The sequence below is a fragment of the Nonomuraea rhodomycinica genome (assembly GCF_013363995.1).
Taxonomy (GTDB): Bacteria; Actinomycetota; Actinomycetes; order Streptosporangiales; family Streptosporangiaceae; genus Nonomuraea; species Nonomuraea rhodomycinica.
Genome location: NZ_JABWGO010000003.1, coordinates 449,653 through 464,067, shown reverse-complemented (window position 1 = coordinate 464,067; position 14,415 = coordinate 449,653). Strand labels below are relative to the sequence as shown.

Sequence of the window (14,415 nt, the reverse complement as noted above, 5' to 3'; positions counted from 1 at the left end):
TATGCACGAGATCGGAATGTGCGAGGGCCTGGTCGAGCTGCTGGAGCGGCGGGCCGGTGGCAGGCGGATCAACGGCGCGCGGGTGCGGGTCGGTGTCCGCCACGCGGTCGTCGGGGAAGCGTTCGACCAGGCCTTCACGCTCGCCTCGGCGGGCACCGTCGCGCAGGACGCCGCCGTCGATCTCGTCGTGACGCCCGTCACCGTCACCTGCCGGGCCTGCGGCGCCCGCTGCGAGTCGCTGGACGTGCTGGCGGTCTGCCCGCCCTGCGGCAGCGACGACGTGGACGTCACCGGAGGCGACGAGCTGGTGCTGGAGTCCATCACGTTCGGGGAGGAGCCGGCCGATGTGCCTGGGCATCCCCGGTGAGCTCGTCGCCGCCGACGCGGACAACGCCGACCTCGCGGTGGTGGACGTCGCGGGCGTGCGCCGCCGCATCAACGTCGGCCTGCTCGCCGACGAGGACCTGAAGATCGGTGACTGGGTGCTGGTCCACGTGGGGTTCGCGCTGTCGAAGATCTCCGAGGAGGAGGCGCAGGCGGTGCTGGACTACCTGGAGGGGCTCGGCCCGGCCTACGACGACGAACTGGACGCGCTGCGCCAGTCGGACATCACGTGAGGGGGTCGCGTGCGGTTCGTCGATGAGTACCGCGACGCGGGCAGGGCGCGGGCGCTGGCCGCCGGCATCGCCGCCCGGTGCGAGCCGGGCCGCCGGTACACGTTCATGGAGGTGTGCGGCGGCCACACCCACACCATCTACAAGCACGGGCTGGAGGACCTGCTGCCCGAGGAGGTCGTGCTCGTGCACGGCCCGGGCTGCCCGGTGTGCGTGATCCCGATGGGCCGCGTGGACGACGCCATCCACATCGCGTCGCAGCCCGGCGTGATCATGACGTCGTTCGGCGACATGATGCGGGTGCCGGGCGGGACCGGGTCCTTCCTCGACGCCAAGGCCGCCGGCGCCGACATCCGCATGGTCTACTCGCCGCTGGACGCGCTCAAGATCGCCAGGGAGAACCCGGACCGCCGCGTCGTGTTCATGGCGATCGGCTTCGAGACCACGGCGCCGTCCACGGCGATGACCGTGCTGCGGGCCGCCGCCGAGGGCGTGCGCAACTTCTCGGTCTTCTGCAACCACGTCCTCATCATCCCGGCGATCAAGGCCATCCTCGACTCGCCCGACCTGCGGCTCGACGGCTTCATCGGCCCCGGCCACGTCTCGGCCGTGATCGGCTGCCGGCCGTACGACTTCATCGCCCGCGACTACGGCAAGCCGCTCGTCGTGGCGGGGTTCGAGCCGCTGGACATCCTGCAGTCCGTGCACATGCTGCTCGGGCAGCTGGCGGCGGGCCGCTCGGAGGTGGCCAACCAGTACGCGCGGGTGGTGCCCTGGGAGGGCAACCGCACGGCCATGGCGGCCATCGGGCGGGTGATGCGGATGCGGGCGCACTTCGAGTGGCGCGGGCTCGGCTTCATCTCGCACTCGGCGATGGCGCTGTCCGACGCGTACGCGGCCTTCGACGCCGAGCGGATCTTCGAGCTGCCCGGGCTGCGCGTGGCCGACCCCAAGGCGTGCCAGTGCGGCGAGGTGCTCAAGGGCGTGCTCAAGCCGTGGGAGTGCAAGGTGTTCGGCACGGCCTGCACGCCGGAGACGCCCATCGGCACGTGCATGGTGTCCTCCGAGGGCGCCTGCGCCGCGTACTACAACTTCGGCCGCTTCAGCCGCGAACGCGTGAGGGAGGCGACGCGCTCATGACCGCCGAGACGGAGGGCTCCCTCGACGAGGACGCGCCGCCCGCCGGGGTGGCGTTCGAGGAGGACGCGCCGCCCGCTCCCGGGACGCCGTTGCGCGACCGCGAGCAGCAGGTTCTCGACCGGATCGCGCGGGCCAGGCGGCGCCGGCCGGTGGTCAGGGAGGAGCGGATCACGCTCGCCCACGGCTCGGGCGGCAAGGCCACGCAGACGCTCGTCCAGGCGGTCTTCCTGGAGGCGTTCCGCAACCCGCGCCTCGCGCCCCTGGAGGACGGCGCGACGCTGGCCCTGGGCGGCGCGCGGACCGCGTTCACGACCGACGCCTTCGTGGTGTCGCCGCTGTTCTTCCCGGGGGGAGACATCGGCGACCTCGCGGTCAACGGCACGGTCAACGACCTGGCGATGTGCGGGGCCCGTCCCGCGTACCTGTCGGCGGGCTTCATCCTGGAGGAGGGCTTCCCGGTCGCCGACCTGCGGCGGATCGCCGCCTCGATGGCGGCCGCCGCGGCCGCGGCCGGGGTGGAGATCGTCACCGGTGACACCAAGGTCGTCCAGCGGGGCAAGGCGGACGGCTGTTACGTCACGACCGCGGGCGTCGGGCTGCTGGAGCGGCCCGTGGAGCTGTCGGCCGCGCGGGCGCGGCCGGGTGACGCGGTGATCGTGTCCGGGCCGATCGGGGAGCACGGCGCCGCGATCATGCTGGCGCGCGGCGACTTCGGCATCGAGGCGCCGATCGTCTCCGACACGGCGCCGCTGCACGGGATCGTGGCCGCGCTGCTGGACGACCTGCCGCCCGGCGGGGTGCGGGCGCTGCGCGACGCCACGCGCGGCGGGGTCGCCACCATCCTCAACGAGGTGGCCGTCGCCTCCGGCGTGTGCGTGGTGGCGGAGGAGGAGGCGCTGCCGGTGCGTCCCGAGGTGACCGGGGTGTGCGAGCTGCTGGGCATCGACCCGCTGTACGTGGCGTGCGAGGGCCGGTTCGTGGCGGTGGTGGACGGCCAGCACGCGCAGCGCGCGGTCGAGGCGCTGCGCGGGCACCCGCTCGGCGCGGGGGCGGCGGTGATCGGCACGGTGCGGGACGACCCGCCGGGGCTCGTCCTGCTGCGCACGGCGTTCGGCGGCACCCGCATCGTGGACCTGCTCGTGGGCGACCCGCTGCCGCGCATCTGCTGACCGGGGAGGGCGGGGCCCACGACGCTGAGGGCACCGCCCGCGCGCACCCTCTCCGGGCGCGCGCCAGGAATGAGGCCGGGTCAGGGACGAGGCTCGCTCATGGAGCGGAGGCGGCGGCCACGGCCGCCTGGCCGAGGCTGATCCCGCCGTCGTTGCACGGCACCCGGCGGTGCGTCAGCACGCGCAGCCCCTGGGCGCGCAGCCCGTCGGCCACGCCACCGAGCAGCAGCTCGTTGGCGAACACGCCGCCCGACAGCGCCACCGTCCCGATCCCGGCGGCCTCGGCGACCAGGCCGGCCGCCGTCACCACCGCCTCGGCCAGCCCGTGGTGGAACCGCGCCGCGATCACCGGCGTCGGCACGCCGCGCCGCAGGTCCTCCACGACGGCCCGCACCAGGTCGGTGCTCCTGATCACCACAGGGGCGGCGAGGGCGCGCGCCGCCCCGCGGCCGGCTCCGGCCGCTCCCGGAGAGCCGGCGGCGCAGCGCTCGCCGGCGAGCCGCGACCCGGTCCCTCCGGTCACGGTCACCGGGTAGCCGTCGCGCACCGCCGGGTCGGCCAGGTGCTCCAGCCCCATGGCCGCCTGCCCCTCGTAGGTGACCGTGTCGCGTACGCCCAGCAGAGCCGCCACCGCGTCGAACAGCCGCCCGGCGCTGGAGGTGAGCGGCGCGGCCGGACCGCCGGCGGCGGCGAGCGCCGACACGGCCGGCCAGAGCCGGGCGTTGCGGCGGGCCACCGCGAGCCGGTCGGCGGGCTCCCCCGCCGCGGCCAGGCCCGCCGCGCCCGCGTACGCCGCGGCCATGCGCCACGGCTGGCGGATGGCGCTCACGCCGCCCGGCAGCGGCACCCGCTCCAGGTGACCGGCCCGCTCGTACCCCGCCAGGCTCGCCACCAGCAGCTCGCCGCCCCAGATCGTGCCGTCGGGGCCGTGGCCGGTGCCGTCGAACGCCACTCCCACGACCGGTCCGGGCTCGCCGTTGTCGGCCAGGCAGGAGGCGATGTGGGCGTGGTGGTGCTGGACCGCGACCAGGTCCACGCCGTCGAGCTCCAGCGCGTACTTCGTCGACAGGTACTCCGGGTGCGGGTCGTACGCGACGACCTCCGGCTCGACGCCGAGCAGCCGCCGCAGCCGCCCGATCTCGCCGGTGTAGGCGCGCCACGCCAGGTGGCCCTCCAGGTCCCCGAGGTGCTGCGACAGCACCGCGCGGTGGCCCTGGCCGAGGCAGAAGGTGCTCTTCTGCTCGGCGCCGCAGGCCAGCACGGGCCGGCGGAACGGCCACGGCAGCGTGATGGCCTCGGGGGCGTACCCGCGCGACCTGCGCACGGGCACCGGCGCGCCGCGGAAGACGCACAGCACGGAGTCGTCGGCGGGGGTGTGGATGGGCCGGTCGTGGCACAGGAACGCGTCGGCGACGCCGCCCAGCCGCCGCAGCGCGTCCTCGTCGTCGTGCGCGATCGGCTCGTCGGCCAGGTTGCCGCTGGTCAGCACGTACGGGCGGGCCAGCTCGTGGCAGAGCAGGTGGTGCAGCGGCGTGTACGGCAGCAGCACCCCCAGGTCGGGCCCGCCGGGCGCCACCGAGGGCGCGACCGGCGCGCCGGCCCGCCGCGGCAGCAGCACGATGGGCCGGGCCGGCCCGGTCAGCAGGGCTGCGGCGGCCTCGCCGACCTCGCAGAGCTCCCGGGCGGCGGCCAGGTCGGCGGCCATCACCGCGAACGCCTTGTCCGGCCGCCGCTTGCGCGCCCGCAGGGCGGCGACCGCGTCCTCGGACGCGGCGTCGGCCGCCAGGTGGTAGCCGCCGAGCCCCTTGACGGCCACGACGGCGCCACCGGCGACCAGGGCCGCCGCCTGCGTGAGCGGGTCGCCGGGCAGCGACGTGCCGTCCGGCGCGCGCAGCGACAGCCGGGGGCCGCAGGCGGGGCAGCACGTGGGCTGGGCGTGGAAGCGGCGGTCGGCCGGGTCGTGGTACTCGCGGGCGCAGGCGGCGCACAGGGCGAAGCCCGCCATCGTGGTGACGGCCCGGTCGTACGGCACCGCCGTGATGATCGTGAAGCGGGGCCCGCAGGTGACGCAGTTGACGAACGGGTACCGGAAGCGGCGGTCGGCCGGGTCGAACAGCTCGGCCAGGCAGTCGTCGCAGGTGGCCACGTCCGGCGGGACGAGCGCCCGCCCGGGGCCGCCGGCGACGCTGGGCACGATGCGGAACCCGCCGTCCCCGGTCGGCGGGACCGGGGTGACGCTGACCCGCTCGACGACGGCCAGTACGGGGGCCCGCTCGCGCACCGCCTCCACCAGCGCGGCGACGGCCGAGGGCGGGCCCTCCGCCTCGATGAACACCCCGCCGCCGTCGTTGCCGACCAGCCCCGCCAGCCCGTACCGGGAGGCGAGGGCGTGCACGAACGGCCGGAAGCCGACCCCCTGGACGACGCCCTCGACCCGGATGAGGGAGCGCACCCGCCCGCTCACGCCTCCGCCCGCGCCCGCCCGGCCAGCTCGCGCAGCACGTGGCAGAGGGTCGTCTGCGCCTCCTGCACCCGGTGCACCGACGAGGAGGGGACGACGAACAGGTGGTCGGCCAGGCCCTCCTCGGCCATCCGGCCGCCGCCGGCCCCGGCGAGGCCGACCGTGACCATGCCGGTGCGGCGGGCCTGCTCCAGGCCGCGCAGCACGTTGACGGACCCGCCGCTGGTGGACAGGGCCATCGCCACGTCACCGGGACGGCCGAGCGCGGCGAGCTGCCGGGCGAAGACCACCTCGAAGGCGACGTCGTTGGCCAGCGCGGTCAGCAGCGCGGCGTCGCCGGTCAGGCAGATCGCCGGGACGCCCGGGCTGCTGCCGTACGGGGTGCGGAACACCTGGGCGACGGCCTGGGCGTCGGTGCTGCTGCCGCCGTTGCCGAAGGCGAACAGCGTGCCCCCGGCCCGGAAGGCGGCCGCCATGGCGGCGGCGCAGGAGACGAGGGCGGGGCCGAGTCCGGCGAGCACGCGCAGGCGCAGCTCCAGGCTCTCGGCCGCCTTGGCCTCGGTGGAGCGGACGAGGTCCGTGGCGGCGTCGCCGTCGGGGGCGAGGAACGGGTAGAGCGCGCTCACGAGCCGTCACCGCCGCCGCCCAGCACCGCGATGGCCTCCTTGGCGTGGACCAGGACGACGTCGCCGACCCGCGCCTCCACCAGGGCGACGCTGACCTCCTCGACGCCCTCGCCGGTGTCCACGAGGGCGAGCCCGCCGGGACGCAGCTCGGTGACGTGCACCGGGACGGCCGTGTCGGAGCACGTCACGCACGTGCCGCCGGTGTCGCACGCCGCCCGCGGCGCCGCCTCCTCGGGCTCGTCCAGCACGACGTGGACCAGCTCCCAGAGCAGGTGGTAGGCCGTCACGTGCAGTTCCCGGGCGACGAGCGGATCGTCGCACCAGGCGGTCAGCACGTGATCGGCGGCCACCGGGCCGGACGAGCCCCCCTCCTCTGGCGAGGCGGCCGTCAGGGCGACGGTCAGCAGGCCGAGCTCGCGGGCCGCCGCGAGCCCGTCCCGCACGCGACGGTCGTCCTCGCCCGTCAGCACGCCGAGCGCGATGTCCCCCGGCCGGCCGAACGTCCTGATCTGGGCGGCGAACCCGGTCTCGGGCCCGCTCCCCCCGGCGGGGCCGCCCAGCGCCGCCGCGTCCCCGGCCAGCGAGATCGCCGGCAGCGCCCGTTTGCCCACGATCACCGGATGGGTGAACTCCACGGCCACGTGCCCCGCGTCGGCCGCCGCCGCGCCGTCGCCGAACGTGATGAGCCGGCCCCCGCGGCGCAGGCGCGCCGCCATGCCCCGGGCCGCGGCGGCGATCGGCCCGGCGTCGCGGGCCAGCGCCCGGCCGGGCGCGGCCCGGCGCGCGGCGGCCTGCTCCAGCAGGTCCTCGGGTGTCCCCGGTTCGATGGCCATGCGCGTCCCCCGTGGTGGTGCCTCAGCAGACATGCTGATCGGCGCCGCGACGCGCCCGGGGTGTGCGAGTGCCCGGGTCGCGTCAATGTTGGGCCAGGTTTCGGCCGCACGCGCAGGTCATCGTCCCGGCGCGGAGCGCAGGTGTACGGATACGTCTAGACGACCGTCTGCGTCGATGCCGGCTGGTTCGGAACGACCCACCCAGGATCCACTATAACAGAGCAGATGCTCTGTTATAGTGGCGCGGCACGCGTTCTCATCCCAAGGAAGGGGTCGACCCACATGCAGCTTCGAGTCACGGCCGTCACCGTGGCAGCCGCGGCGCTGGGCCTGCTGTCAGGCGCGCCCGCGCAGGCCCAGGTCAGGACCTACGATCACCAGGACCCGGCCAGGTCCGGATGCTGGAACTCCGCACACGTGGCGCGGACCGGCACCCTGGTACGCCATCATGGCCACCACCCCGCCGGGCGGATCAACCTGTGGTGGTCCCCCCGCTGCCGGACCAACTGGGTCGAGGTCACGACCGACTCCAAGGCGGGCGGCACCATCCAGCTGTACACCGCCGATCGCAGGAGGGACGTCTTCGACTTCAGGCCGGGCAACAACGGCCGCCACTGGGGCAACATGCTCCAGGCCGCCAGGACCTGCGCCTGGGGCGAGGTCACGGTGCGGTGGAACAGCGGCCGCGCCCTCCAGACCGGCTCCGGCGGCACCGCCAAGGCGTGCGGCTGAGCGGCCGGGAACTCACCCCATCCGCGGGATGGACTTGTACTCCAGGTAGCCGTCGAGCCCTTCCGGGCCGAGCTCGCGTCCCATGCCGCTGGCCTTGAAGCCGCCGAACGGGGCGGCCGGGTCGAGGAGGAAGCCGTTGAGCGCGCACACCCCGGTGCGCACCCGCCGCGCGACGGCCAGGCCGCGCTCGGCATCCCTGGTCCACACCGAGCCGCCCAGGCCGTACTCGCTGTCGTTGGCCAGCCGGACCGCGTCCTCCTCGTCCTCGTACGGGATGACGACGAGGACCGGGCCGAAGATCTCCTCGCGGGCCACGCGCATGGTGTTGTCGCCCAGGAAGACGGTGGGCTCGACGTACCAGCCGCGCTCGAAGCCGCGGCGCCCGCCGCCGACGACGAGCTCGGCGCCCTCCTCCCGCCCGAGGCGGATGTAGCCCTCGACCCTGTCGCGCTGCCGCGCGGTGGCCAGGGGGCCGAGCTCGGTGGCGGGGTCGAACGGGTCGCCCATCCGCATCGCCCGGCACGCCTGCGACAGGCGGTCCAGCACCTCCTGCACGCGGTCGCGCCGGACCAGCACCCGGGTCTGCGCGATGCAGCCCTGGCCGCTGATGATGAACGACGTCATCGGCAGCCAGGCGATGTAGGAGTCGAGGTCGGCGTCGTCCAGCAGGATCGCCGCGGACTTGCCGCCGAGCTCCAGGCTGCACCGCCTGACCCGCTCGGCGCAGAGGGCGCCGATGCGCCGGCCCGCGGCGGTGGAGCCGGTGAAGGCCACCTTGTCCACGCCCGGGTGCCGGACCAGGTGCTCGCCGGTCTCGCGGCCGGCCGGGACGATGCCGACCACGCCCGGCGGCAGGCCCGCCTCGTCCACCAGCTCGGCCAGGAGCTGCGCGTCGAGCGGCGTCTCCGGGGCCGGCTTGACGACGACCGTGCAGCCGGCGAGCAGGGCGGGCGCCATCTTGGTCATGGTGAGGAACTGCGGGGTGTTCCACGGCACGATGGCGGCCACGACGCCGACCGGCTCGCGCCGGACGGTGATGGGCGCGAACAGGCCCTGCCGCTCGCTCTCCACGACCAGCGAGTCGCCGAGCCCGGCGTAGAACGACAGCACCGCGTGGGCCATGGGCGCCTGGGCGAGCTGGGAGAAGGCCAGCGTGCAGCCCATCTCGGCGGTGATGGTCTCGGCCATCTCGCCCCGCCTGGCCTCGTACGCGGCGGCGAGCCGGCCCAGCGCCCCGGCCCGCTCCGCCGGTGACATCCGCGGCCACGGACCACTGTCGAACGCCTCCCTGGCCGCGGCGACGGCGCGGTCCATGTCGGCCGGGGACCCTTCGGGCGCCCTGCCGACGACCTCCTCGGTGTGGGGGGACACCACCTCGATGACCTGGCCCGTGGCCGGGGCCGTCCAGCGGCCCCCGATGTAGAGCTGGGTGTACTCGCGCACTTCCGCCTCTCCTCACGAAGAGGGGACTCGCGCCCGTCCCCGCACCATCCGACCAAACGCTTGCTTGAAATATGGCTACCGAGCGACAATAACATCCACCTGAAACAGGTTCTATCAAGAGCAGCCGGAATCCCGTCCGGGAAGGAACAGCCCATGCGCGCCGCATTAGTGCACGAGCCCGGTGCCGCCATCGACCTGCGCGACGACGTCACCGTCGCCGGGCCCGACCCGGGCGAGGTCAGGGTCCGCGTCCGGGCGACCGGCGTCTGCCACTCCGACGTGTCGGCGCTCAAGGGCGTGCTGCCCGCCTCGCTGCCCGCGGTGCTCGGCCACGAGGCGGCCGGCGAGGTCGTCGAGGCGGGCTCCCAGGTGAGCGGGCTCGCGCCGGGCGACCACGTGATCCTGTCGTTCATCCCGCCGTGCGGCTCGTGCGCCGACTGCCTGGGCGGCCAGCCGTACCTGTGCATCACCTACGTCCTGGAGGGCTTCACCAAGCCGCGCTTCCGCCTCGGCGACGGCTCCCCGTGCTTCGGCTTCGGCGGCCTGGGCGCCTGGGCCGAGGAGCTCGTCGTCCCCGCACAGGCCGCCGTCAAGATCGACCCGGACGTGCCGTTCGAGCTGGCCGCGCTGCTGAGCTGCGCGGTCGCCACCGGCGTCGGCGCGGTCATCAACACGGCCCGGGTCGAGGAGGGCGCCTCCGTCGTGGTCATCGGCGCGGGCGGCATCGGGCTGTCGGTCATCCAGGGGGCGCGGCTGGCCGGCGCGGCGACCATCCTGGCCGTGGACCCGGTCGAGGCCAAGCACGAGGCCGCCAAGCGCTTCGGCGCCACCCACGCGACCACGCCGGAGCAGATGGAGGCGGTCAAGGGCCTGCTCACCGGCGGGCGCGGCTTCGACCACGCCTTCGAGGCCGTCGGCCGGTCGAGCACCGTCAAGGCCGCCTGGCAGGCCGCCAGGCGCGGCGGCGACGTGGTGGTCGTGGGCGCGGGCGCCGCGGACGACCAGGTCGAGCTCGACGCCTTCTCGCTGCTGTTCGACGGCAAGAACATCCTGAGCTCCATCTACGGCTGCTCCGACCTGCGCCGCGACGCCAGGCGGTTCGTCGACCTGTGGCGGGCCGGCCGGCTGGACCTGGAGAGCCTCATCACCCGCCGCATCCGCTTCGAGGACCTGCCGGACGCCGTGCTGGCCCTGGACAAGGGCGGGGACGTGATCCGCCAGGTGGTGCTCTTCGACTGACCCGGCCCTTCGCGGGGCGGGGCCGTCCCCGCCCCGCGGCTCGCCAGCTTGCGCGGTCTCCCTCGCCCAGCGGTAGTCGGCCTTTCCGGCGGGTGATCGCGTCATCCGCTCCACGAACGCGTACGTCCTCGGCACCTTGTAGCCGGACAGGCGACGCCGGCAGTGGGCGTCCAGCTCCTCGGCCGTGGGCCGGGCCCTTTTCCGCGATTACTACCGGTACCCCTTCCCCGGGCGGCAGGAACACCATGCCGGCCTGACTCGATGGCCCGAGCTGCAGGCGATGACGGATTTCTTCGCCGCGCCCGCGTCCGAGGACCTCGACGAGGATGAGGACGACCTCGATGACCGCGCCGACTACGGCTGGAGGGCCGCCTGTCTGGCCGTCATCGACCACGGCACCGGGGCACGGCTGACCGGCGAGTGGCTGGAGCGGCCGCACCCCTGCATGACGGTCCGCATGCCCGACGCGACCCGCTGACCCCTGGAGGGTCAGCGCCCGGGCTGTGTACGCGGGAAGCGATCATTCTCAACCCCTCCTGTGCCCCAGGCAGCCCTATTCGTGAACACCCGGCCAGCGGCACCACGCGATTCCGGTGCCCGGCCGCAGGCATGTCCCCCTCGCTGACCTGCCCCGCTTCGACTGAGATGATCATCTTGCGATCACCTCGTACAGGCGCCGGGCCTGGTGGAGTAGCTGGCTTGAGCCCTTGCGCGCAGCCAGCTCCGCCAGCCTCGGCGTGTCGCCCCGCGCCTCGCTCAGCTCCGCTGCTCGCACGGCGACCTTGAGCAGCTCGCCCAGCCCAGCCCTGGCCTTCTCGCCGGGCCCGGGCAGTAGCAGCGGGATCGCCTCCGCCAGGGCGGCCCACACCTCGGCGTGCGCCCCGGCCGACGTGACCTCGTCCAGTACGCCGGTGACCCGATTGAGCTTGACCTGCTCGCCTCTGATCATGTGCCCAAGGGCCCGGCCGAGGTCGGCCGCCGGCAGCTCACCGTGCGCAGCAAGGGTGATGATCGCGTCGGCGGCGTACGCCCGCTGGGCGGAGTGCTGATGCCCCATGCCGATGACGATCGCGCCGGCGGTCGCGATGCCCGCGGGGCCGTCGCCATGCGCCAGGGCGGCCACGGCCCCGACCTGGCCGTCAGTACTGTCCATGATCCACGGCAGGCACGCCAGGACGTGGGCCGCGACGGCCTCACGATGGGACGGCATGACGGACGGCCACCACACCATGTGCCGGGAGAACGGGGGATAGCCCGGCTTGGGGTGCAGGGTCCACAGTTCGGCGAGCTGCTCAGAGACCCCCTCGGGCGGTGCGAGGCCGGCATGGGCCTCCTGCAGCGACTGCGGGTAGTGCGCCGGGCGGTCGAATGCCAGAAGCTCCCATGTCACGACGGGCTCGGGCAACCCGCCGTCGCGCAGGCACGCAGTCAGCCGCCGGCCCGCCTGTGACGGCAGTTTCTCCGCCCGTGCCACCAGCGCGGGGTCGATGTGGCGCGGCAACCGGAGCAGCGCCTGCAGGAAATCGCACTCCAGCGGCTCGGTGCCGCCCAGCTCCTCCATGCGCGTGAGCAGGGTCGCGGCGTCGACGTGCCCAGTGGGCGAGGTCGGTGTGGCCAGCAGCACGGGGACCGACTCGCCCCGTTCGAACAGGGACATGACCTCGCGGAACCGCCGCTGGACGAATCGCTGTGGGGCGGGCTCGGAGCTGGGCCAGCGGCGGCTGCTCTCGTTCAGCGCCGCGGTCAGCGCGCGGCTGTCGTCGGGCGAGACGACGGCCAGCACGCAACGCATCAGCAGGGAACGGATGTCCTCGTCGAAGCCGGAGATGCCGTACACGTACGGGTGCGCGTCGAACGGATGCTGCCAGTTCGTCTGCCACCAGGACTGCAACCCCGTCACGACGGCGCCGCGGTCCAGATGAGTGAGCCTGACCAGAGCGGCGAGGATGCGCTCGAACTGCGCGGGCACCTCCGGCCAGAGCGGTGTGGCCAGCTCGGCGGCCAGCTCCTCGACCGAGGTGATGGGTGGGGCCAGGGCGGGCAGCGGCGTCGCGGTGAGCGGGGCGGCGCCCAGGCGCTCTGGCTGGATCTCCTCCACTGCGCCGAAAGCGGCGGCGACCCGTTCGCGCAGGTCGGCGGGCAGCCAGGCGGCCGCCTCACGGATCGCCTCCCTGTCCGGGGCAGCGGCGTGGGGGGCGAGCTTGACCGCGACACGCACCGCACGTTCACGCAGGCTGGGCGTGTCCACATGGAAGACGGGCGCGAGCGCGGCCACCGCGAGGGCACCCCTGGACGGCGACGCGGCGGCGATCCACTTCACCGCGGCCGCCATGTACTTCTTCTCCGGACGGTATGCCAGCGCCTGGACCGCCTCGGCGAACAGCTCCCCGTCGAGCCTCGACTCTGCTCGGTGCAGTTCCTCCAGCGCGAGCTGCACGACGGGCGAGGACGCCGAGGGCAACATCCGGGCGAAGTCCGCCACCGGGATCTCGGCCACCTCTGGCTCCAGCTCCCGCCACAGCGTGATGAAGGGGGCCGCCTCGGCCGCGTCAGCCCCAGCCAGGAACCGGCTCACGCAGCCGTCGAGCAGCACCTGACGCGGCACACGGCCGGTCGCGGCCATCGCGACGAGCTGCCCGAGGATGGTGCGGCCCTCTCCCCACTCCCGGTCCCAAGTGAGCCCGCCCGCCACGCCTTGGGCCTGGAACAGGCGTGGCAGCATGTGATCGAGCAGCCGATCGTCGGCAAGCACGAGGTTGCGGTGCAACCGCTGCCGCTCGGCGTTGCGCAATACCCAGCCGGACACGAACGCGTCGTTCTCCGGCGGCTCCGTGCCCGTCTCGATCACCAGTGCCGCGGCCAGATCCCAGTTGCCGAGCGCCTGTATGCGCCGCCACGTCGAACCGGTGGTCGGCCGCAGCCGCTGCACCAGGCGTACGGCCAGGTCGCGGCGCCACTCCTGCGGCCGGTCGCTCAGTACGGACATGACGTGTGCGGCGTTGGCCTCCGGCTCCACCCAGAGCAGTTCACGCCGGTTGAGCCAGTCCGCTACCTGCCCGGCCCCGCCCAGGCAGGCCGCGCCGGCCAGACGGTAGGACAGGGCCAGCTCGCGTACCCGCCGTTCGGCCTCGAACCCGGAACGCCGGCGTTCGCCGAGATGCGTGGGCAGGTGCCGGGCGACCATGCGCTTGTCGTCGTCGCCGAGACCGTTCAGGTAGGTGGCGAGGTCCGCGACCGATCCTGCCTCAATGCGGCCGAGCACCTCCTGGACGACGTTCATGCGGATGCCTCGCGTAGCACGATGTCGATCATGGGCCGCAGCCTAGGGATCCGCACCGACAATCGGGCGTGGGAGGCCGACCGAACCTCTGTCTTGCTCGAGCCCGATGGTCGAGGCCACGGGGCAGCACGACCTTCGGCTGCTCGTCTCGGGCCACCGTGGCGGCGACCCTTCAGCGGGTGTCCCGCTCGGTAGTCTCGTACGACATGCGCAGGATCGCCATCATCGGCTGCGGCGGCAGCGGCAAGACCACCGTGGGACGCCAACTCGCCGCTCTCATCGGCGCCCCCGTGACCCATCTCGACGCCGTCTACTACGACGCCGGCTGGAATCCGCTGGCGGCGGAGGAGTTCGCCGCCCTTCAGGAGAAGCTCGTCGCCAGGCCCCAATGGGTGATCGATGGTAACTACGCCTCCACCCTGCACATCCGGCTGGCGCACGCCGACACTGTGATCTTCATCGACATCCCACCGCTCGTGTGCCTGTGGGGCATCCTCCAACGCCGCCTGCGCTACCACGGCGGCCAGCACGCCGCCCACGGCGTGTACGACCGCATCCACTGGGGCTTCATCCGCTACGTCCTGGGCTACCGGCGCAGGATGCGCCCTGAGATCCGCGCTCTCATCGAAGAACACGCTCCCCGCGCCCGCGTCATCACTTTGACCAGCCGTCGAGCCGCCCGCCGCTTCCTGGCCGGGCTTCCCGAGGCAACATGATCCGATCCCCGTCCCGTCGCGATGCCGCGGCCTTGCCCGCCTGGACTCAGGATGAGGCCGAACGAGCCGCATTCGTGGAGCTGGTGCGCTTGCACGAGAGCGCCGGCTTGGAGAATGTGAAGGTGTGCACGCGTGGTGAGATGCTGCCCAGTGCACGGCTCG

The 14,415-nt window shown here is 73.9% G+C and carries 13 protein-coding genes; 8 read left to right on the top strand and 5 right to left on the bottom strand.

Translation table 11 applies throughout. The features are described 5' to 3' along the window. Position 1 precedes the first annotated feature (1 nt). Genes HT134_RS17925 through hypE form a run of 4 tightly spaced genes read left to right on the top strand, consistent with a single transcriptional unit; the run spans position 2 to position 2,923 of the window. On the top strand, positions 2-367 hold the full coding sequence (locus HT134_RS17925) for a hydrogenase maturation nickel metallochaperone HypA/HybF (protein WP_175601506.1): 366 nt from the start codon (positions 2-4) through the stop codon (positions 365-367). After that, positions 345-617: a HypC/HybG/HupF family hydrogenase formation chaperone gene (locus tag HT134_RS17920; protein WP_175589329.1), complete on the top strand. Its 273-nt coding sequence runs from the start codon at positions 345-347 to the stop codon at positions 615-617. The genes HT134_RS17925 and HT134_RS17920 overlap by 23 nt, the downstream gene beginning before the upstream one ends. A 9-nt stretch (positions 618-626) precedes the next feature. After that, positions 627-1,754, top strand: coding sequence for a hydrogenase formation protein HypD (hypD, locus tag HT134_RS17915; protein WP_175601505.1), 1,128 nt, complete (start codon positions 627-629; stop codon positions 1,752-1,754). Beyond that, positions 1,751-2,923 (top strand): hydrogenase expression/formation protein HypE, encoded by a 1,173-nt coding sequence (gene hypE, locus HT134_RS17910; protein ID WP_175601504.1) that lies wholly within the window; start codon positions 1,751-1,753, stop codon positions 2,921-2,923. The genes hypD and hypE overlap by 4 nt, the downstream gene beginning before the upstream one ends. 97 nt (positions 2,924-3,020) lie before the next feature. Here hypE and hypF read toward each other — a convergent pair whose 3' ends face one another. Genes hypF through HT134_RS17895 form a run of 3 tightly spaced genes read right to left on the bottom strand, consistent with a single transcriptional unit; the run spans position 3,021 to position 6,843 of the window. Beyond that, positions 3,021-5,387: a carbamoyltransferase HypF gene (hypF, locus tag HT134_RS17905; RefSeq protein WP_175601503.1), complete on the bottom strand. Its 2,367-nt coding sequence runs from the start codon at positions 5,385-5,387 to the stop codon at positions 3,021-3,023. After that, on the bottom strand, positions 5,384-6,010 hold the full coding sequence (locus HT134_RS17900; RefSeq protein WP_175601502.1) for a D-sedoheptulose-7-phosphate isomerase: 627 nt from the start codon (positions 6,008-6,010) through the stop codon (positions 5,384-5,386). Before HT134_RS17900 ends, hypF begins: the two co-directional genes overlap by 4 nt. Next, positions 6,007-6,843, bottom strand: coding sequence for an SIS domain-containing protein (locus HT134_RS17895; RefSeq protein WP_175601501.1), 837 nt, complete (start codon positions 6,841-6,843; stop codon positions 6,007-6,009). The genes HT134_RS17900 and HT134_RS17895 overlap by 4 nt, the downstream gene beginning before the upstream one ends. A 282-nt stretch (positions 6,844-7,125) precedes the next feature. Here HT134_RS17895 and HT134_RS17890 point away from each other — a divergent pair, with 282 nt between their 5' ends. Continuing rightward, the gene (locus HT134_RS17890; protein ID WP_175601500.1) at positions 7,126-7,575 is read left to right on the top strand and encodes a DUF2690 domain-containing protein; all 450 of its coding nucleotides are present in this window, start codon (positions 7,126-7,128) and stop codon (positions 7,573-7,575) included. A gap of 12 nt (positions 7,576-7,587) precedes the next feature. On the opposite strand, the gene HT134_RS17885 is transcribed toward HT134_RS17890, so the two are convergent. Next, positions 7,588-9,018, bottom strand: a complete 1,431-nt coding sequence (locus HT134_RS17885; protein ID WP_175601499.1) for an aldehyde dehydrogenase — start codon at positions 9,016-9,018, stop codon at positions 7,588-7,590. 153 nt (positions 9,019-9,171) lie between these two features. On the opposite strand from HT134_RS17885, the gene HT134_RS17880 reads away from it, so the two are divergent. Next, positions 9,172-10,257: a Zn-dependent alcohol dehydrogenase gene (locus HT134_RS17880; RefSeq protein WP_175601498.1), complete on the top strand. Its 1,086-nt coding sequence runs from the start codon at positions 9,172-9,174 to the stop codon at positions 10,255-10,257. A 280-nt stretch (positions 10,258-10,537) separates the two neighbouring features. Next, complete coding sequence (locus HT134_RS17875) at positions 10,538-10,735, top strand: hypothetical protein (protein WP_175601497.1); 198 nt, start codon at positions 10,538-10,540, stop codon at positions 10,733-10,735. 171 nt (positions 10,736-10,906) lie between these two features. Here the strand turns inward: HT134_RS17875 and HT134_RS17870 are convergent, their stop codons facing one another. Beyond that, positions 10,907-13,537, bottom strand: a complete 2,631-nt coding sequence (locus HT134_RS17870; RefSeq protein WP_175601496.1) for a DUF7825 domain-containing protein — start codon at positions 13,535-13,537, stop codon at positions 10,907-10,909. A gap of 206 nt (positions 13,538-13,743) precedes the next feature. Here HT134_RS17870 and HT134_RS17865 point away from each other — a divergent pair, with 206 nt between their 5' ends. Continuing rightward, positions 13,744-14,253 carry a P-loop NTPase family protein gene (locus tag HT134_RS17865; RefSeq protein ID WP_175601495.1) on the top strand — a complete coding sequence of 170 codons (510 nt, stop codon included), beginning with the start codon at positions 13,744-13,746 and terminating at the stop codon, positions 14,251-14,253. The last annotated feature ends 162 nt before the right edge of the window (positions 14,254-14,415 follow it).

Bases quoted from the DNA above. Each gene is read 5' to 3' on its own strand.
- HT134_RS17925 (WP_175601506.1), top strand. From the start codon at position 2: ATGCACGAGATCGGAATGTGCGAGGGCCTGGTCGAGCTGCTGGAGCGG.
- HT134_RS17920 (WP_175589329.1), top strand. From the start codon at position 345: ATGTGCCTGGGCATCCCCGGTGAGCTCGTCGCCGCCGACGCGGACAAC.
- hypE (WP_175601504.1), top strand. From the start codon at position 1,751: ATGACCGCCGAGACGGAGGGCTCCCTCGACGAGGACGCGCCGCCCGCC.
- HT134_RS17895 (WP_175601501.1), bottom strand. From the start codon at position 6,843: ATGGCCATCGAACCGGGGACACCCGAGGACCTGCTGGAGCAGGCCGCC.
- HT134_RS17890 (WP_175601500.1), top strand. From the start codon at position 7,126: ATGCAGCTTCGAGTCACGGCCGTCACCGTGGCAGCCGCGGCGCTGGGC.
- HT134_RS17880 (WP_175601498.1), top strand. From the start codon at position 9,172: ATGCGCGCCGCATTAGTGCACGAGCCCGGTGCCGCCATCGACCTGCGC.
- HT134_RS17875 (WP_175601497.1), top strand. From the start codon at position 10,538: ATGACGGATTTCTTCGCCGCGCCCGCGTCCGAGGACCTCGACGAGGAT.
- HT134_RS17870 (WP_175601496.1), bottom strand. From the start codon at position 13,537: ATGAACGTCGTCCAGGAGGTGCTCGGCCGCATTGAGGCAGGATCGGTC.
- HT134_RS17865 (WP_175601495.1), top strand. From the start codon at position 13,744: ATGCGCAGGATCGCCATCATCGGCTGCGGCGGCAGCGGCAAGACCACC.